General features: G+C 67.7%; 17 protein-coding genes. 6 read left to right on the forward strand and 11 right to left on the reverse strand.

The annotated features are described in order from the left end of the window. Positions 1-8: 8 nt before the first annotated feature. From Y900_RS01665 to yajC, 4 genes are all read right to left on the reverse strand, one after another. A complete protein-coding gene (locus Y900_RS01665; protein WP_036338278.1) occupies positions 9-1670 on the reverse strand; it encodes an ABC transporter substrate-binding protein in 1662 nt (553 codons plus the stop codon). Positions 1671-1676: 6 nt separating this feature from the next. Further along, on the reverse strand, positions 1677-2948 hold the full coding sequence (secF, locus tag Y900_RS01670) for a protein translocase subunit SecF (RefSeq protein WP_036338282.1): 1272 nt from the start codon (positions 2946-2948) through the stop codon (positions 1677-1679). A 5-nt stretch (positions 2949-2953) separates the two neighbouring features. Beyond that, entirely contained in the window at positions 2954-4864 is a 1911-nt protein-coding gene (secD, locus tag Y900_RS01675) for a protein translocase subunit SecD (protein WP_036338284.1), read from the reverse strand. Between the two features lie 108 nt (positions 4865-4972). Beyond that, positions 4973-5308, reverse strand: coding sequence for a preprotein translocase subunit YajC (gene yajC, locus Y900_RS01680; protein WP_036338286.1), 336 nt, complete (start codon positions 5306-5308; stop codon positions 4973-4975). A gap of 132 nt (positions 5309-5440) precedes the next feature. On the opposite strand from yajC, the gene Y900_RS01685 reads away from it, so the two are divergent. The 3 genes from Y900_RS01685 (at position 5441) to Y900_RS01695 (ending at position 9044) form a co-directional block, all read left to right on the forward strand. After that, positions 5441-6136, forward strand: coding sequence for a nitroreductase family protein (locus tag Y900_RS01685; protein ID WP_036338289.1), 696 nt, complete (start codon positions 5441-5443; stop codon positions 6134-6136). Positions 6137-6276: 140 nt separating this feature from the next. Beyond that, complete coding sequence (gene gabT, locus Y900_RS01690; protein ID WP_036338292.1) at positions 6277-7620, forward strand: 4-aminobutyrate--2-oxoglutarate transaminase; 1344 nt, start codon at positions 6277-6279, stop codon at positions 7618-7620. Beyond that, positions 7617-9044, forward strand: coding sequence for an aminobutyraldehyde dehydrogenase (locus tag Y900_RS01695; protein WP_036338295.1), 1428 nt, complete (start codon positions 7617-7619; stop codon positions 9042-9044). The genes gabT and Y900_RS01695 overlap by 4 nt, the downstream gene beginning before the upstream one ends. Here the strand turns inward: Y900_RS01695 and Y900_RS30115 are convergent. Both Y900_RS30115 and Y900_RS01705 read right to left on the reverse strand, forming a co-directional pair. Beyond that, positions 9032-9328 (reverse strand): hypothetical protein, encoded by a 297-nt coding sequence (locus Y900_RS30115; protein ID WP_131536060.1) that lies wholly within the window; start codon positions 9326-9328, stop codon positions 9032-9034. The two genes, Y900_RS01695 and Y900_RS30115, sit on opposite strands and share 13 nt — an antisense overlap. Positions 9329-9408: 80 nt before the next feature. Further along, entirely contained in the window at positions 9409-10095 is a 687-nt protein-coding gene (locus tag Y900_RS01705) for a hypothetical protein (RefSeq protein ID WP_036338298.1), read from the reverse strand. A 227-nt stretch (positions 10096-10322) separates the two neighbouring features. Here Y900_RS01705 and car point away from each other — a divergent pair, with 227 nt between their 5' ends. Further along, on the forward strand, positions 10323-13817 hold the full coding sequence (gene car / locus Y900_RS01710; protein WP_036338301.1) for a carboxylic acid reductase: 3495 nt from the start codon (positions 10323-10325) through the stop codon (positions 13815-13817). A gap of 178 nt (positions 13818-13995) precedes the next feature. Then, entirely contained in the window at positions 13996-15081 is a 1086-nt protein-coding gene (locus Y900_RS01715) for a GGDEF domain-containing protein (RefSeq protein ID WP_036345526.1), read from the forward strand. 26 nt (positions 15082-15107) lie between these two features. Here the strand turns inward: Y900_RS01715 and Y900_RS01720 are convergent, their stop codons facing one another. Genes Y900_RS01720 through ruvC form a run of 4 tightly spaced genes read right to left on the reverse strand, consistent with a single transcriptional unit; the run spans position 15108 to position 17729 of the window. Then, positions 15108-15491 carry a DUF1304 domain-containing protein gene (locus tag Y900_RS01720; protein ID WP_036345528.1) on the reverse strand — a complete coding sequence of 128 codons (384 nt, stop codon included), beginning with the start codon at positions 15489-15491 and terminating at the stop codon, positions 15108-15110. An 11-nt stretch (positions 15492-15502) separates the two neighbouring features. Continuing rightward, a complete protein-coding gene (ruvB, locus tag Y900_RS01725; protein ID WP_036338304.1) occupies positions 15503-16570 on the reverse strand; it encodes a Holliday junction branch migration DNA helicase RuvB in 1068 nt (355 codons plus the stop codon). After that, entirely contained in the window at positions 16567-17160 is a 594-nt protein-coding gene (ruvA, locus tag Y900_RS01730; protein WP_036338306.1) for a Holliday junction branch migration protein RuvA, read from the reverse strand. The genes ruvB and ruvA overlap by 4 nt, the downstream gene beginning before the upstream one ends. Next, a complete protein-coding gene (gene ruvC / locus Y900_RS01735) occupies positions 17157-17729 on the reverse strand; it encodes a crossover junction endodeoxyribonuclease RuvC (RefSeq protein WP_036345530.1) in 573 nt (190 codons plus the stop codon). The genes ruvA and ruvC overlap by 4 nt, the downstream gene beginning before the upstream one ends. A 103-nt stretch (positions 17730-17832) precedes the next feature. Here ruvC and Y900_RS01740 point away from each other — a divergent pair, with 103 nt between their 5' ends. Continuing rightward, positions 17833-18285, forward strand: a complete 453-nt coding sequence (locus Y900_RS01740) for a cupin domain-containing protein (protein WP_036338308.1) — start codon at positions 17833-17835, stop codon at positions 18283-18285. Here Y900_RS01740 and Y900_RS01745 read toward each other — a convergent pair. Next, entirely contained in the window at positions 18254-18592 is a 339-nt protein-coding gene (locus Y900_RS01745; protein ID WP_036345532.1) for a hypothetical protein, read from the reverse strand. The genes Y900_RS01740 and Y900_RS01745 overlap by 32 nt on opposite strands. Positions 18593-18629: the final 37 nt, after the last annotated feature.

Here is an 18629-nt window from a genome sequence, read left to right on the forward strand (position 1 = left end):
AGCAGACGTCACTTCTCGAACACCCACCTGTCCATGTTCCAGCCCGCGCCCCACTTGGTGGGATTGCCCTCGACGGCATACATCTTCTTCGATACCAGCATCGTGCGCTGCTGACGGTACAGCGGCAGGGTGGGCATGTCGCCCCACAGAATCGGTGAACTGTCAGCCAGCGACCTGGCCTGTTCCTTCGAATCGGAAGTGATGGCCAGCGCCGAGATGATGCCGTCGATCTGCGGATTGGAGTACCGCGGCAAGTTGTTGCCGTTGCCGGCGAACAACGTGTAGGCATCCAGCGCCGACGACCCGGTCGAGCCGCTGCCGGTCGCGCCGCCGGTGCTGGCCAGCAGGACGTCGAGCTGGCCGTCACGCAGCGCCTGCGGACCCGCCGACTCCGACGTCGCATCGACGACGGTGATACCGGCCACCGCGCACGACTTCGTGATCGCGCCGACCGTGGCCGCCAGCCGCGGGTTGGGCGCCTGGTAGCCGATCCGCACGGTCAGCGGCTGGCCGCCGAGCGCATCGCGGGCGGCGTCTGGGTTGGCCGCACCGAACTGAGGGCCGATCGCCACTCCTTCGATGCCGCTGAAGGCGTCGTCGCTGGCGGGATTGAGGCGGGCATTCGAGATCGGCTCCTCGGCGTTCAACGCGATCAGGTCGCGCGGGGTGCACAGCGCAACCGCGCGGCGGGCCGGCGTCGCGGCCAATGGGCCGGCCGGGGCGAAGATCAGCTGCTCGATCCCGCCGGACGGCAGCTCGCGGCGGTCGTAGCCGTCGGGGGTGGTCAGCGTGCCCGACGATCCGGTGGCCACGTCGACCACCTGGAACGTGCCGCTGTTGATGCGGTCTTGTACGTCGACACCGCGCGGCCACACCGTGATCCGCTTGGTGATCGGCTTGGCGCCCCACCAGCGGTCGTTGGCGGTGAGCACCACCGCGCCCTCGGGCAGCACCGCATCGATCTTGTACGGCCCCGACGACGGAAAGCGTTTGAGGTCGTCGGCAGTCAGTCCGGGCTTGAGATCCCACACCGAGTTCCATGCCTGGGCGATGCGGTCGATGGCTGCGGGATCGCCGCCCTGGATGGTCCGGGTGACGTCGAGCCCGAGGACGTCGCCGAGCACGTGCGACGGCATCATCGAGGTGGCGGTGAACAGCTGCAGGTAGTCGGTGACGGCGCGGCCCGGAAAGTACGTGACCCGGGCCTTCTTCTGGCCCGGCTGACAGTCCACGGTGTCGATGTCCAGGTAGCCGGCGCGGCTGGCGGCATCGAACGCCGGGAACCGCCCCGACTGCGCCGCCCACGCCAGCACCATGTCGTCACAGGTCACCGGCTTGCCGTCGGAATACACTGCGTTGTCGGCGATTTGGTAGTCCAGCACAAGCGGATCACGGCCCACCACCGACACCGACCCGAAGTCGTGATCGGCCAGCACCTGGCCGTCGGGCCCGTGGAAATTGAAGCCGGTGAGGACCCGCGCGAAAGCCTGCGGACCCGCCGAGGCCGCCCCGCGCACCGTATTTGTGTTGTAGGTGAGCAGCATGCCGTCGACGGCGTAGTTGATCTGGTCCGCCGGACTACCCGAACACGACGTCAGGACGCTCGGCGCGAGCACCCCCAGGACGGCGGCCACTGCGACAGCGGCGGCGCGCCTGCGCCTGACTGCCATGGCGCGCTATCGCCCGCGGGGGCTTCGTTTGCCCGTCGGCCGGCCCGGGCGGGCCGGACGGGCACCCGGCGTGGGCTTGTTGCCGACCGCGGGAGTCCCCCCGATGGCGGCCTCGGCAGGGACCGCGTCGGCGGCCTCGTCCAGATCCGCGGCTCCCCCGGTGACGACGTCGCTGGCCGTCGCGGACGGCTTGCGGCGGTTGAGCACCCGGCGGGTGTGCGTGCGCACCAGGTCGGTGCGCTCGCGCAGGGTCACCAGTAGCGGGGTCGCGAAGAAGATCGACGAGTAGGTGCCGACGATGACACCGACCAGCTGCACCAGCGCCAGGTCCATCAGCGTGCCGACACCGAGCAGCCACACCGCGACCACGATCAGAGCCAGGATCGGTAGCACCGAGATGAGGCTGGTGTTGATCGACCGCATGAAGGTCTGGTTCACCGCGAGGTTGGCCTGTTCGGCGAACGTTCTTCGGGTGGTGTGCTCGAACCCGTGGGTGTTCTCCTCCACCTTGTCGAACACGATGACCGTGTCGTACAGCGAGAAGCCCAGGATTGTGAGCAGACCGATCACCGTCGCCGGCGTGACCTCGAAGCCGACGATCGAGTACACCCCGGCCGTGACGACGAGGTCGAACACCAGCGTCAGCAACGCCGACATCGCCATGTACCGCTCGTAGCGGAAGGTGATGTAAATCGCCGCGAGGACCAGGAACACCGCGAGCGCGATCAGCGCCTTCTTGGTGATCTGGTCACCCCAGGTCTCCGAGACCGCCGAGTCGCTGATCGTCGACTTGTCGGGCTGACCATTTCCGGCCTTCGGCTTGAACGCCTCGAACAGCGCCTCGCGCAGTTGGTCGGTCTGCTGGTTGGTCAGTGCCTCCGAGCGGATCTGCACGGTAGCGGAGCTGCCGTTGCCGACCAGCACGACCGACTCCGGCGCCCGGCCCAGCGTCTTGGAGAAAACATCTTCCACCTGCTGGGTCGTCGCGGTGCCGTTCTGGCCGGCGACTGGCATGCCGACCTTGGTGCCGCCCTCGAAATCGATACCGAAGGTGAAGCCCTTCAGCGCGATGCTCACGATGCAGGCAAGGACGATCAGCCCGCTGACCGCATACCAGAGCTTGCGCTTACCGATGACCTCGAAGGCACCGGTGCCGGTGTAGAGGCGGACGAAGAAGCCGTGCCTGGGCGCGCCGGCGCCCGTCGCTTCGAGGTCGGGTGCTTCGACGGCGGTGGATGCCGTGTCTTCTGCAGTGTCCTCTGCGGTGTCTTTGGCCATGGGAGTTACCTCCGTCCCGTCGCAGTGGCGGCGGCTCGCCGTTCTCGGGCGATCTGCTGCACCGCGCCGAGACCGTTGAACGCCGGTTTGGCCATCGTCGGCGACTTCGACGCCAGGTACACCATCGGCCAGGTCACCAGGAACACCACGACGACGTCGAGGATCGTCGTCAAGCCGAGGGTGAAGGCGAAGCCCTTCACCTGGCCGACAGCCAGGAAGTACAGCACCGCGGCGGCCAGGAAGGTGACCGCGTTGCCGGACAGAATCGTCTTACGGGCGCGAGCCCAACCGCGCGGCACCGCCGAGCGGAACGAACGCCCTTCTCGGATCTCGTCCTTTATGCGTTCGAAGAACACCACGAACGAGTCGGCGGTGGTGCCGATACCGATGATCAGACCGGCGATACCGGCCAGGTCGAGGGTGTAGTTGATGTATCTGCCGAGCAGCACCAGGATGCCGAACACCATCGCACCAGAGGCGACGAGCGACAGCGCCGTCAACAGTCCGAGCACCCGGTAGTAGAGCAGCGAGTACAGCAGCACCAGCCCCAGGCCGATCGCGCCCGCGATCAGGCCCGCCCGAAGCGACGCCAATCCCAGTGTCGCCGAGACGGTTTCAGCCTCCGAGGACTCGAAGGACAGCGGAAGTGATCCGTATTTCAGGACGTTGGCCAATTGTTTGGCGGTTTCGGCGGTGAACGGCGGGTTGCCGCCGCTGATCTGGGTGCGCCCGCCGGGGATCGCCTCGCGGATCTGCGGGGCGCTGACCACCTGGGAGTCGAGCGTGAACGCGGTCTGGGTGCCGATGTTGGCGGCGGTGAAGTCGGCCCACGTGGTGGACGCCTTGTCCTTGAACTCGACGTTGACGACGTAGGCGCCGCTCTGCTGGTCGAAGCCCGAGGTGGCGTCCTTGATCTGGTCGCCGCTGATGATCGACTTGTCCAGCACGTAGATGTACTTGTGGTCCTGCGAGCACGCGACCAACGGCAGGTTCGGGTCGTCGTTACCGGCCAGGATGTCGGGCTGGTCGCACTTGCCCGCCATGTATTGCACCGCGATCAGCAGCAGGTTCTGGTTGGTGCTCTGCCGCAGCTGCTTCTCGAAGCTGATTCGCGCCGCGAGGTCCTTGCGCGGGTCCGGCGGGGCCGGCGCCGCGGGCGGGGCCGGCTGCCCGGGGGCGGGCGGAGCCGGGGCCGCTGTCGGCGGCTCACCAGGTGCAGGCGCGGGTTCGGGTGGTGCGGGGGTGGGTGACGGCGCCGGCTCTTCCGGGTAGGGGCGCGGCTGCGGTGCGGGCGCAGGCGCCGCCGGCGGTGGGGCGGCCGGCTCACCGGCCGCGGGTGCCGGAGCTCCGGGGGCAGGCTCACCGGCCGCGGGTGCCGGAGCTCCGGGGGCAGGCTCACCGGCCGCGGGTGCCGGCGCTCCGGGGGCAGGCGCTCCCGCCGGCGGTGCGCCGGGTGGCGGTGCGGGCACCGGACCGCCGGGCCCGCCGGCGCCGGGCACGCCCGCCGCCTGCATCTGCTGCTTGATGGCCTCGACAGGGATCGGCTGACCGATCACCGGGCGGATGAACAGCCGCGCGGTCTGACCCAGGTTGCGGGCCTCGTTGCCGTCGTTACCGGGAACGGTGATGACGAGGTTGTCGCCGTCGATCACGACCTCGGAGCCCGACACGCCAAGACCGTTGACACGGGCGCCGATGATCTGCTGAGCCTGGTTCAACGCGTCGCGCGTCGGACGGGAGCCGTCCGGGGTGCGTGCTGTCAGGGTGACGCGGGTCCCGCCCTGCAGGTCGATGCCCAGCTTGGGGCTCGAGCGTTTGTCTCCGGTGAGGAAGACCAGCAGGTACACCCCGATGAGCAAGACCAGGAACAGCGCCAGCCATCGGTAGGGATGCACCGGCGCCGAAGACGATGCCACGTTGTTGTCTCTCCTAGGTTGTGCCGCGACCCGTGGGTCGTTGTGCCCCGTCCCGCGGATGCGGTCCTCTTCAAACTCCCGCTAGAGGGTACGTGGCGAGCCTGGCGATCAGTCTTTGGTCAGGCGGTCCGCGTCGGACTCGGTGAGCTCTGTGGCGCCACTCGTCTCGTCGTCGGTGTCGTCGGCCTCGTCCTCGATGCGGTCGCGGACGGCCAGCTTCATCCAGGTGGTCACGACGCCGGGGGCAATCTCGAGGTCGACGGTGTCGTCGGTGATGCCGGTGATCGTGGCCTGAAGGCCGGAGGTGGTGTGCACCCGGTCGCCGACATTCAAGGACTCATGCAGGTCGATGGTGGCCTGCATGGCCTTGCGTTGGCGCCGGGAGGCGAAATACATGAATGCGCCCATGATGATGATCAGGGGCAGGAAGACGAGCAGGTCCATGGCGGAACAATTCTTTCGTATCGGATGCCGGGTTCAGCGCGCCGCAACCGTCAGGTCGCGGGGTTCATAGCTGACCAGTCTGCCATTGTGCCGGTCCGGCTCGGACCGGCACCGCCGGTGGAAGATGGTCGGATGGACCTGATTGATGCCCTGCGCAGCACCGGGTCGGTGCGCGAGTTCACCGACCAGCCCGTCGACGACTCGGTGCTTGCACGCATCCTCGACACCGCGCGCTTCGCCCCCAGCGGCGCCAATGCGCAGGCCTGGCGCCTGGTCGTGGTGAAGGATCCCGAGACCCGGGGACGTCTACGTGAGCTGTATCGACAGCCGTGGGTCGAGTATCTGGCACTCACCGCGGCCGGGCTGCGGCCGTGGGCACCGGTCAACGACCCCGCCGACGAGACGTCCGCCCTGGCCGCCGGCACCGGGCAGGCCGAGCAGGCCGCGTCGAGCGGTCTGGCCGCCCACCTCGACAAGGTTCCCGCGCTGCTGGCGCTTTTCGCCGACCTGTCCCAGCTGGCTGCCGTCGACCGAGATCTCGACCGCTATTCACTGGCCGGCGGCGCCTCGGTCTATCCCTTCGCCTGGAGCATCCTGCTGGCCGCCCGCGCGGAAGGGATCGGCGGCGTGCTCACCACGATGCTCATCAGGGAAGAGGACGAGGTCAAGCGCCTGCTCGGCGCCGAGGAACCGTTGGCGCTGGCGGCGGTGATCGCGCTGGGCCATCCGGTTCGGCAGGTCAGACGGCTGACCCGCGCGCCGGTGGAATCGTTCACCACGGTCGACCGGCTGGACGGCGCTCCCTTTCTTGCGGCCAACTCCGACTGATTGCGTTGATTGAGTGGCCTCACGCGACGCAATCCATTGCCTGATAGCGGGTAGGACTAAGTTTTCAGTTGTATCGCGTTGTCACGCGACTAGGCTCGAAATGCCCTCGTCGCGCCAGCCACTCGTCTAGGAGACCGAAAGTGACCACCCTCGAGCAGAGCCGCAAACTCGTCACCGAGATTCCCGGCCCCGGGTCCATCGAACTGAGCAAGCGCAGGGTCGCCGCGGTGTCGCGCGGCGTCGGCGTCACGATGCCCGTCTTCACCGCGCGGGCCGGTGGCGGAATCATCGAGGACGTCGACGGCAACCGCTTGATCGACCTCGGCTCGGGCATCGCGGTCACGACGATCGGCAACGCGTCGCCGCGGGTGGTCGAAGCCGTGCAGGCGCAGGTCGCCGACTTCACCCACACCTGCTTCATGGTGACGCCCTACGAGGAATACGTCGCGGTAGCCGAGCACCTCAACCGGCTCACCCCGGGCTCCTACGAGAAGCGCTCCGCGTTGTTCAACTCCGGATCCGAAGCCGTGGAGAACGCGGTCAAGATCGCCCGCTCGTACACCCGCAAGACCGCGGTGGTGGCCTTCGACCACGCCTATCACGGGCGCACCAACCTGACGATGGCGCTGACCGCGAAGTCGATGCCCTACAAGAGCGGGTTCGGCCCGTTCGCCCCCGAGATCTACCGCGCCCCACTCTCCTACCCCTTCCGCGACGGACTGATCGACAAGGAATGGGCCACCGACGGCGAACTGGCCGCCGAGCGGGCGCTGAGCATCATCGACAAGCAGATCGGCGCGGCCAATCTGGCCGCGGTGATCATCGAACCGATCCAGGGTGAGGGCGGCTTCATCGTTCCGGCACCAGGGTTCCTGCCGGCACTGCGGGCGTGGTGTTCGGAGAACGACGTGGTGTTCATCGCCGACGAGGTGCAGACCGGGTTCGCGCGCACCGGCGCGATGTTCGCCTGCGAGGACGAGGGCATCGAGCCGGATCTGATCGTGACGGCCAAGGGCATCGCCGACGGTCTGCCGCTGTCGGCGGTGACCGGGCGCGCCGAAATCATGGACGCGCCGCACGTCAGCGGTCTCGGCGGCACCTACGGCGGCAATCCCCTGGCGTGTGCAGCCGCGCTGGCCACCATCGAGACCATCGAACTCGACGGCCTGGTGGATCGGGCCAAGCAGATCGAAGCGGTGATGAAGGACAAACTCGGCCGGATGCAGGCCGACGACGACCGCATCGGCGATGTGCGCGGCCGGGGCGCGATGATCGCCGTCGAGTTGGTGAAATCCGGCACCGCCGAACCGGATCCGGAGCTCGCCAAAACGCTGGCGGCCACCGCGCACGCCCAGGGCGTGGTGGTGCTGACCTGTGGCACGTACGGCAATGTGCTGCGGTTCCTGCCACCGTTGGCCATCAGCGACGAGCTGCTGACCGAGGGACTCGACGTGCTGGCTGAAATTCTTCGCAGCCTTCGATGACGCAAAACTTCATCGACGGCGAGCTCGTCGACTCGGTGAGCGGGGCGACGATGCCGATCGTCGACCCGTCCACCGGCGAAAAGTACGGCACCGCACCGATTTCCACTGAACAAGACATCGACAACGCGTACGCCGCGGCAAGTAGGGCGTTCACCGACTGGAAGCGCACAACACCCTCGCAGCGACAGAAGGCGCTGCTGGATTTCGCCGACGACGTCGAAAAGCATGCGAACGGCCTGGTTGCCGCCGAGGGGCGCAACACCGGCAAGCCCAATCACGTCACGCTGGCCGAAGAGATCCCCCCGATGCTCGACCAGATCCGGTTCTTCGCCGGTGCGGCAAGGATTCTGGAGGGCAAGTCGGCGGGCGAATATCCGGCCGACCACACCTCGTGGATCCGTCGTGAGCCGGTCGGGGTGATCGGGCAGGTCGCGCCCTGGAACTACCCGATGATGATGGCTATCTGGAAGTTCTGTCCCGCCATCGCCGCAGGCAACACCGTCGTGCTCAAACCCAGTGACACCACCCCCGTCACCACGGTGATGCTGGCCGAGATCGCCGCCAGGCACTTCGGGCCCGGTGTGCTCAACGTCGTGTGCGGTGATCGGGTGACCGGCGCAGGTGTCGTCGCGCACCCGACCCCCCAGATGGTCTCGATCACCGGATCCGTCGCCGCAGGGCGTGCGGTGGCGGTCAGCGCCGGCGGCCACCTCAAACGTACCCATCTCGAACTCGGCGGCAAAGCGCCGGTGATCGTGTTCGACGACGCCGACATCGCCGCTGCCGCAGAAGGAATCGCGACGGCCGGATATTTCAACGCAGGCCAGGACTGCACCGCCGCCACCCGGGTGCTGGCCCGCGCAGGGGTGGCCGAGGACCTCACCGCCGCGCTGGCCGAACAGGCCACGGCCGCGGCCACGACGTTCGGGCGCGCCGCCGACGACGAGGATGCCTGGGTGCCGCCGGTCAACAACGCCAATCAGCTCGATCGGGTGCTGGGGTTCCTGTCCGACGTCCCGGCCCATGCGACGGTCGCTGCCGGCGGAAAACGTCAGGGCGACAAAGGTTTCTACATCGAACCGACCGTGATCGGCGGCCTGCGCCAGGGCGACCGGCACGTCCAGGAGGAAATTTTCGGGCCGGTGATCACCGTGCAGGCGTTCGCCGACGAGGACGAAGCGCTTCGCTGGGCGAATGGCGTGGCGTACGGCCTGGCATCGTCGGTGTGGACCTCGAACGTGTCGCGCGCCCTACGGGTGTCCAATTCGTTGGATTTCGGATGCGTGTGGATCAATACGCACATTCCGCTGGTCGCCGAGATGCCGCATGGCGGCTTCAAGTCGTCAGGGCACGGCAAAGATCTGTCGATGTACTCACTTGAGGACTACACCCGCATCAAGCACGTGATGGCCTACACCGGCTGAGCCGCGCTTCGGGGCTTGGCCACCACGTCGGCAATCCGGCGGCGGATCCCGTCATCGGTCAGGCCCGACATGACGAGCCGGCCCAGCTCGTCGTCCGCCGGTCGCCGACACCTTTCGGCAATGAGAACGTCGACGTAGGAATGCAATTCGTCGACCGCCCGACGGCTGGGCAGTTCGTCGGCCCACCGCCAGAACAGCACCCGGTCGTCGTCCGGAACGCCGAAAGCCGCGCAGATGTCGGATATCCGGATGAAGTCGTCGTCGGGAACAAATGGTGCGGCCATGAGTACCACTGTGTCCCGAATACCACCGGCTCCTGTCACCGATGTGGTGCACATCGCACAGTGACGTCGGTTACTAATCCCTAATGCGCCACCGGGGTCCGGCGCGAACCGCCCAACATGTCACGCAAGCCGCGACGGCGGCGCGGCTCTTCCTCGTCCACATCGTCCACGTCGGTGACCCGGCGATGGTGCCCCTCGACCACCGGCTCGGTCGTGGTGGCCGCGTCGACCGGCTCACCGGCAACGGGTTCGGCGACCACCGGCCGCGTCGCGTAGCGCACGTCACGCACGCTGTGCACCGACACCCGACCCAACGCCATGGCGCCGAGGAAGATGATCAGTGCGCCGAGCCCGCTCCAGAACGCCAGCTCGATCCCAACCTGGCCGGCCGTGCTGTCGGCCACCGGTGCGCCGACGTCGCCGAGGCCCCAGGGGCCGGCGAAGAGCCGGCCCACCACGAACCAGGCGCCGGCGATGACGGCCAGCCAGCCGCCGAGCAGAGCGGTCGCCCGGTTGCGCGACATCAGCAACAGCAGTCCGCCGAGGACCGCGACCACCCCGGGCAGAACCTCGAGCCAACCGCGGGCCGCGGTCCACACCCACGGAGTGTCCGGTTGATAGGCGAAGTCGAAGTACGGCCCGATGAACGGAATCAGCGCTCCCCAGAGCCCCAGCAGTACAAGCAGAAATCCACTGGCCGCGCCGCGGCTGCGCGCGATCTCCATCCGGCCCGCACGCGGATCCAGGCGAGTGTCTACGTCGTTCATGACGCCTCCTTGACTCAAGGGTGTGTCCCGAGCTGAGGATCGGGTACCCGGGCGTCGCGCAGCTCTAACGGCGCTGGTGCGGCCGGACAGAGAGCAAGTTCACAGGACTGGTTCCTAGCATCGACCGTGACCGAGGAATAACGTTAGTTTTGCTAACGTAGTTTAATTTGGGCGCAACGAGGCGCCCGCCAATCTTTCTTTCTCTAGTTCGTTGATGGAGTCTCGTCATGCCGACTGATACTCGCGAAGCCCGGTTTGAGCAGCGCGTTGCCGATCTGTACACCTCCGACCCCCAGTTCGCCGCGGCCGCACCCGACCCGCAGGTGACCGCGGCCGCCGCCACCCCCGGCCTGCCTCTTTCCGCCGTCATAACGACCGTTTTCGACGGCTACGCCGACCGCCCCGCCGTGGGCCAGCGGGCGGTGAGGTTCGTGGCGGATCCGCAGACCGGACGCACCACCGCCGAGCTGATGCAGGCGTTCGACACCATCACCTATCGGCAACTATGGGATCGGGTGCGGGCGGTCGCCGGAGCGTGGTCCGCCGACCCCGTCGCCGTGGGCGACCGCGTCGCGATCCTCGGATTCACCAGTGTCGACTACACGACCATCGACCTCGCGCTGACGCAGCTCGGCGCGGTGTCAGTGCCGCTGCAGACCAGTGCCGGTGCGGCCGCGCTGACACCGATCATCGCCGAGACCGAACCCGTACTTGTCGCCTCGAGCATCGACAACCTCGATGACGCCGTCGAGCTCGTCCTCACCGGCCCGGCACCGAAAAGCCTCGTGGTCTTCGACTTTCGGCCAGAGGTCGACGACCAGCGCGACGCGTTGACCGCCGCCCGTGACCGCCTGACCGGCACCAGCATTACCGTGACCACCCTGGCCGACGAGATCACCCGTGGCGCAGACAGTTCCGTTGTCAATGCGGACAATGCCGGGGATGACCCGCTGGCTCTGCTGATCTACACCTCCGGAAGCACCGGCGCCCCGAAGGGTGCGATGTACCCGGCTTCCAAGGTCGCCGACATGTGGCTTGCCGCCGCCGCGCATTGGGACGACAAGCAGGGCGCTTACCCGTCGATCGTGCTGAGCTTCATGCCGATGAGCCACGTGATGGGCCGCGGCGCACTGTATGGAGCGTTGAGCACCGGTGGCACAGTCTATTTCGCCGCGCGGCCCGACCTGTCGACGTTCCTCGAGGACTTGGCTTTGACCCGCCCGACGCAGCTGAACCTGGTCCCCCGGGTATGGGACATGATTCATCAAGAAGTGCAAAGCGATGTCGACCGCCGCGCAGGCGAGGCCACCGAGGCCGAGGTGCTGGCAGAGAAGCGCGCCAGCCTGCTGGGTGACCGATTCGTCTCCGCGCTCACCGGCTCGGCGCCGATCGCACCGGAACTCAAAGAGTGGGTCGAGAAGTTCCTCGACATGCACCTGGTCGAGGGCTACGGCTCCACCGAGGCCGGCGCCGTGTTCGTCGACGGGATGGTGCGCCGCCCGCCGGTGACCGACTACAAGCTGGTCGATGTCCCGGAGCTGGGGTACTTCGGTACCGATCTGCCGCATCCGCGCGGCGAGCTGTTGGTGAAGTCGACGCAACTGTTCCCGGGCTATTACAAGCGGCCCGAGGTCACCGCAGCGATGTTCGACGAGGACGGCTTCTACCGCACCGGCGACATCGTCGCCGAGACCGCGCCCGACCATCTGCAGTATGTGGACCGGCGCAACAATGTTCTCAAGTTGTCGCAGGGCGAGTTCGTCACGGTCTCCAAACTGGAGGCCGCGTTCGGGCGCAGCCCGCTGGTGCACCAGATCTACTTGTACGGCAACAGCGCCCGGCCCTACCTGCTGGCCGTCGTGGTGCCGACCGCCGAAGCGGTGGCCGATCACGACGCGGCTGAGCTCAAGGCCCTGATCGCCGACTCGCTGCAGGACGCCGCGCGGAACGCACGGTTGCAGTCCTACGAGATCCCGCGTGACTTCCTGGTCGAGACAACGCCTTTCACCGTAGAGAACGGACTGCTGACCGGTATCCGCAAGCTGGCCTGGCCGCGCCTGAAGGAACGCTACGGGTCCGCCCTCGAGCAGCTCTATGTCGATCTCGCCGAAGGTCAGGCCGACGAGCTGCGGGCGCTGCGGCAGAGCGGTGCCGACGCCCCCGCGCTGGCGACCATCACCCGCGCCGCCGGCGCGCTGCTGGGAGCCGCGGCGGCCGACCTGCAGCCCGATGCCCACTTCACCGACCTCGGCGGAGACTCGCTGTCGGCGTTGACATTCGCCAATCTGCTCAACGAGATCTTCGATATCGAGGTGCCGGTGGATGTGATCGTCAGCCCGGCCAACGATCTGCAGGCCATCGCCGCCTACATCGACAGTGAGCGCAACTCCGGCAGTAAGCGCCCGACGTTCGCCTCGATTCACGGCGCCGGCGCCACTGAAGCACATGCCCGTGATCTGACGCTGGACCGCTTCATCGATGCCGCCACCCTGGCCGCCGCACCGCAGCTGCCCGGCCCGGCCAGCGAGATCCGCACCGTATTGCTCACCGGCGCAACCGGATTCCTGGGTCGCTACCTGGCACTGGATTGGCTCGAGCGGATGGACCTGGTGGACGGCAAGGTGATCTGCCTGGTGCGCGCCAAGGATGACGAGGCCGCGCGCGCCCGGCTGGATGCCACGTTCGACAGCGGCGACCCCAAACTTCTGGCGCACTATCGGAAGCTGGCCGCCGAGCACCTCGAGGTCATCGCCGGCGACAAAGGTGAGGAGAACCTCGGCCTCGATGGGGCCACGTGGCAGCGATTGGCCGACACCGTCGACCTGATCGTCGACCCGGCCGCGCTGGTCAACCATGTGCTGCCCTACCGGGAGTTGTTCGGGCCCAACGCCGTTGGTACCGCTGAGCTCATCCGGATCGCGCTGACCACCCGGCTCAAGCCGTTCGTCTACGTCTCGACGATCGGTGTGGGTGCGGGGATCGCGCCGGGGCGCTTCGTCGAGGACGGCGACATCCGCGAGATCAGCGCGACCCGCGCGGTCGACGACTCGTACGCCAACGGGTACGGCAACAGCAAGTGGGCCGGCGAGGTGCTGCTGCGTGAGGCCAACGACCTGTGCGGCCTTCCGGTGTCGGTGTTCCGCTGCGACATGATCCTTGCCGACACCAGCTACGGTGGTCAGCTCAACCTGCCCGACATGTTCACCCGGATGATGCTGAGCCTGGTGGCCACCGGCATCGCGCCGGTGTCGTTCTACGAACTCGACGCCGACGGCAACCGTCAGCGTGCGCACTACGACGGCCTGCCGGTGGAGTTCATCGCCGAGGCGATCTCCACCTTGGGTGCGCACGTGACCCAGGGGTTCGAGACCTATCACGTGATGAATCCCTACGACGACGGCCTCGGGCTCGACGAGTTCGTCGACTGGCTGGTCGAGGCCGGCTACCCGATCCAGCGGATCGCGGAGTACGACAGCTGGCTGCAGCGGTTCGAAACCGCGATGCGGGCACTGCCGGACCGGCAGCGTCAGTACTCGCTGCTGCCGCTGCTGCACAACTACCAGCACCCGGAACGGCCGGTTCGCGGATCGATCGCGCCGACCGAGCGGTTCCGCGCCGCGGTGCAGGACGCGAAGATCGGTCCGGATAAAGACATTCCGCACGTGTCGGCGGAGGTCATCGTCAAGTACATCACCGATTTGCAGTTGCTGGGCCTGCTGTAAGCCGAGCCGCATCGTCACCCGGGTCGCGATCGACGACGATCGACGACCCGGGTGTCGTTTCGGCGGCAAAGACCTTAACCCGGCGGACGCCCGCGCCCGCGAGTACTATCCGCTCAGGCTTCCAGTCTTCGGGGGCAGGCTGCGGCCGGTTCGGGAGCGTATGTACAAAGACGTGGGCATGGCCGCGTGGGTGCGGCGGTGGTGGCACCAACCCGGCCAGTACGACTGGTTGTCCGACTATCTCGCGGCGCATCACCTGCAGCGCTTCAGCAGGATCCTGATCGCCTCCGTCGTCATCATCCTTGGGGTGGTGCCCCTGGTGATGTTGTTCAGCCCGTCGGGCCCGCAGGGTGAGGTCCACCGGACCGCCGCGATCGTCATGTCGGCCCTGTCGTTCGGTGGGGCGTGCGTTTGGCTTGTCGGCTGGCCGAGCCGCCGCCAATCCGCGCTGATGGCCGTCGGCGCCAATGCCGGCGTGACCCTGGCATGCCTGATCGCCGGGACGCCGGCGACCGGCTTGTTGGCGTGCGCCACCTTTGCTCCCATCGCCGGCTATGTCGGCCTGTACCACTCCGGTCGACTCTTGGCGGCGACGTTGGTGAACGCGATCCTCACCACCGTGCTCGCCGGGGTGCGGATCGCTGCCGCCGGCGACACCGCGATGGCTATCGGGCATGTGCTGGGCGTGCTGATCGCCGTGCTTGCCGTGCCGTTCGGAAGTCAGTTGCTCCTGCACCTGCTGAGCCTCGACGCGAGGATGTCGAACACCGATCCGCTCACCGGGCTGCGTAACCGTCGAGGCTACGACGAGGCGGCGCTGAAACTGATCGCCGCGGCGGACCGGCCGCACTCACAGTGGCTGGCCGTGATCCTGATCGATCTGGACGGGTTCAAGCAGATCAACGACGCCCACGGCCACGGCTACGGCGATACGGTCCTGGTCGCGGTTGCGGACAACCTGCGCCGGGCAAGCGCCATGAATTCGGTGGTGGCCCGCCTCGGCGGCGAGGAGTTCCTCATCGCCGAACTGATCGAGCCCGATGACGCCGAGGACACCGCCGAACGATTCCGCACGGCCGTCGCGACCGCGCCCGGCGACGTGACCGCCAGCGTCGGACTCGCAACGATGGCTCTGACCGATATCGACAGCGGCGCGACCGCGGCGCTCACCGAACTGGTACACGCAGCCGATGCCGCGATGTACGACGCCAAGCGGGCCGGCGGAAACCAATCCCGTCACCGGGCCACGACGAGCACCACGTAGTCCGAAAAGAACCCGCGGCCCGAACGTCAGACGAGCGCGATTACCAGCAGTACGACCGCGACCAACGGGAATGCCCCCTGGGTTACCGCGGCCCGCGCCTTGTCCGGCGCGGACGCCAACAGCACTGCCGCCGCGGCGAGCATCGAACCGACACCCGCCAACACCAGCGCGGCGCCGATTCCGGTGTGCCCCAACGCGATTGCGACGATACCCACGATGCCGACGATCGCCAGGAACAGGTTGTAGAAACCCTGGTTCAGCGCCATCAGTTTGGTGGTCTCGGCTTCCTCGGCGGTGGTGCCGAACGCCTTACGGGTGCGCGACGACGTCCAGGTCAGCGACTCCATCGTGAAGATGTAGACGTGCAGCAGCGCGGCGAGGCCGGCGAAAACCAAGGCGACGATGACCATCGGCGCTCCCATCACTCGAATAGGCCGGACTGACCGAGCCCACTGGCTCGCGGCGGTGCCACCATACCGAGGTGGGTCCAGGCTAACGGCGTCGCCACCCGCCCGCGGGGAGTCCGCGCGATCATTCCGGCACGGACCAGGAACGGCTCGCACACCTCTTCGACCGTGGTTGCTTCCTCCCCCACCGCGACGGCCAGGGTGGACACCCCGACCGGGCCGCCGCCGAAGCTGCGGGTGAGCGCCGAGAGCACCGCGCGATCCAGGCGGTCCAGGCCGAGTTCGTCGACGTCATAGACGGCCAGCGCGGCTTTGGCGATGTCGCGGGTGATCACCCCGTCGGCGCGCACCTCGGCGTAGTCGCGCACCCGGCGCAGCAGGCGGTTGGCGATGCGGGGTGTCCCCCGCGAGCGGCGGGCGATCTCGGAGCCGGCCTCCGAGCCCAGTTCGATGCCGAGGATCCCGGCCGAGCGGGCGAGTACCCGTTCCAGTTCCGGCGGTTCGTAGAAGTCCATGTGCGCGGTGAATCCGAAGCGATCGCGCAGCGGTCCGGTCAGCGCACCGGAGCGCGTGGTCGCGCCGACCAAGGTGAACGGCGCCACCTCCAACGGAATCGACGTCGCCCCAGGGCCTTTCCCGACGACGACGTCGACCCGGAAGTCTTCCATCGCCAGGTACAGCATCTCCTCGGCGGGCCGGGCGATGCGATGGATCTCGTCGATGAACAGCACGTCACCCTCGACCAGGTTGGACAGCATCGCGGCGAGGTCACCGGCGCGTTCCAGAGCCGGGCCGGACGTGACCCGCAACGCGGAGCCCAGCTCGGCGGCAATGATCATCGCCAGCGATGTCTTGCCCAGTCCCGGCGGCCCGGACAACAGGATGTGATCAGGTGTGCCGCCGCGGTTCTTGGCGCCCTCCAGCACCAGCTGCAGCTGCTCGCGTACCCGCGGCTGGCCGATGAACTCGCCCAGCGACCGGGGCCGCAGGCTGGCGTCCACATCTCCTTCGCCGACCGTCAGCGCCGGCGACACGTCGCGGTCGACCGCCTCGCCGTCCTCGTCTTCGTCGAACCGGCTCACTTGGTCTTTCCTAGTAGCGACAACGCCGCACGCAATGCCGTGGAGGTGTTGGCCGCACTGTCAGCCGCCAAAACCTTGTCCGTGGCCTCCTCGGCCTGCTTGATCGCAAAGCCAAGTCCGACAAGGGCTTCCACCACGGGAGTGCGCACCGCGTGCCCAGTGGCCGCGGTGATGCCCGCACCACCGGCGACCGCGCCGATCTTGTCCCGCAATTCCAGCACCATACGTTCGGCGCCACGCTTGCCGATGCCGGGCACCCGGGTCAAGGCCGTCACGTCGCCGTCGGCCAGCGCCTGACGAAGCGCGGTCGCGTCATAGACCGCCAGTGTCGCCAGCGCGATCTTGGGGCCGACGCCGGACACCCCGAGCAGGGTCGAGAACAGGTCGCGGGCATCGGAGTCGGCGAAACCGTACAGGGTTTGGGAGTCCTCACGGACGATCATCGCGGTGATCAGCCTGGCCTCGCTGCCGCGGCGCAGCGTCGCGAGCGTCGACGGGGTGGCCATCACCTTGTAGCCGACACCGCCGGCCTCGATCACGACGTGATCGAGCGCGATGTCGAGGACTTCGCCGCGCACCGAGGCGATCATGTGGCTGCCTTGAGCCCGCGTGCCGACTTCAGCCGGGCCTGGTAGGCCCGCTTCTGTTCGGCGGCCATCGCCTCGGCCTGCGCCATCCGGGCGATCATCGGGGCGCGCCAGCAGTGGCAGATCGCCAGGGCCAGTGCGTCGGCGGCGTCCGCCGGAGTGGGTTTCTGCTGCAGCTGCAGGATGCGGGTGACCATCGTGGTGACCTGGGCCTTGTCGGCGCGCCCGTTCCCTGTGACGGCCGCCTTGACTTCACTGGGGGTGTGGAAATGCACGTCGATACCGCGGCGGGCGGCGGCCAGCGCGATCACCCCGCCGGCCTGCGCGGTGCCCATCGCGGTGTTGGCGTTCTGGTTGGCGAACACCCGCTCGATCGCCACCACGTCGGGCTGATGGGTGTCCATCCAATGGTCGACGGTGTCGCTGATGGTCAGCAGCCGACGCTGCAACGGCTCGTCGGACGGCGTGCGCACCACGTCGACGTCCAGCGCGATGACCTGACGGCCACCCCGGCTCTCGATCACCGAGAGGCCGCAGCGCGTCAACCCAGGGTCGACTCCCATCACCCGCACGGATCGCCTTCCGACTACGAACAGCTGTTCGATCACAGTAGCGGGCCGGGCGGACAGCACCGGTCAGGACACGCGGTCTCCCGCGCGTGGTTATGGTCGGTCCATGGGCGGCCCCGACGCATTCCATCCCGACCTGTCCGGAACCGAGCCGGTGCGCAACCGGGTGCGCCATATTCGGGCCGGCGACCTCGACGGCGGCACCGGTCAGACCGACGGCATGCGGCGCTTCGCCGCCATCAGCGGCACGTCGGTCGGGTCGGAAAAGCTGTGGATGGGCGAGACCCACGTCGGGCCCGGCGTCGCGTCGGCCAACCATCACCACGGCGAGTCGGAGACGGCGATCTTCGTGCGCAGCGGCCACCCGCAGTTCGTCTTCCACGACGGTGTCGACGAAGTGCGGATCAGTACCGAGCCGGGCGACTACATCTTCGTGCCGCCACATCTGCCGCACCGCGAAGAGAACCCGGACCCGGATGAGTCGGCCATCGTCGTGATCTCGCGCAGCACACAGGAGGCGATCGTGGTCAATCTGGAGCGGCTGTATCCGCTGCAGTGACGAACTCGGTCAGCGTTCCCTCCCGCGCCGAACGGGCGATCTCCGCCACCCGGGCGCGGGAACGCTTCCAGCCCTTCACCCGCTCACGGCCGATCTCGGTCCCGTCGCGCGTGATGATGATCGTCCACGGCACGCCGACGAACTTGGCCAGCAGCCAGAACGGCCACATCACCATGAACGGCAACACGGCCAGGAAGATCAGCGCGTCGAGGGTGGCGAAGCCGGTCTCCCACGGGATCGTCTTCCACCACCAGCGACGTACCGACCAGGTGGATCCGTCAGGGTCGGTCTCCGTCAGCTGAGACATCGTCACCTCCGATTCATTGCCCGCAGCGTACGGTTCT

Origin of the sequence: Mycolicibacterium aromaticivorans JS19b1 = JCM 16368, assembly GCF_000559085.1 — a bacterium.
In the GTDB taxonomy this organism is placed as follows: Bacteria; Actinomycetota; Actinomycetes; order Mycobacteriales; family Mycobacteriaceae; genus Mycobacterium; species Mycobacterium aromaticivorans.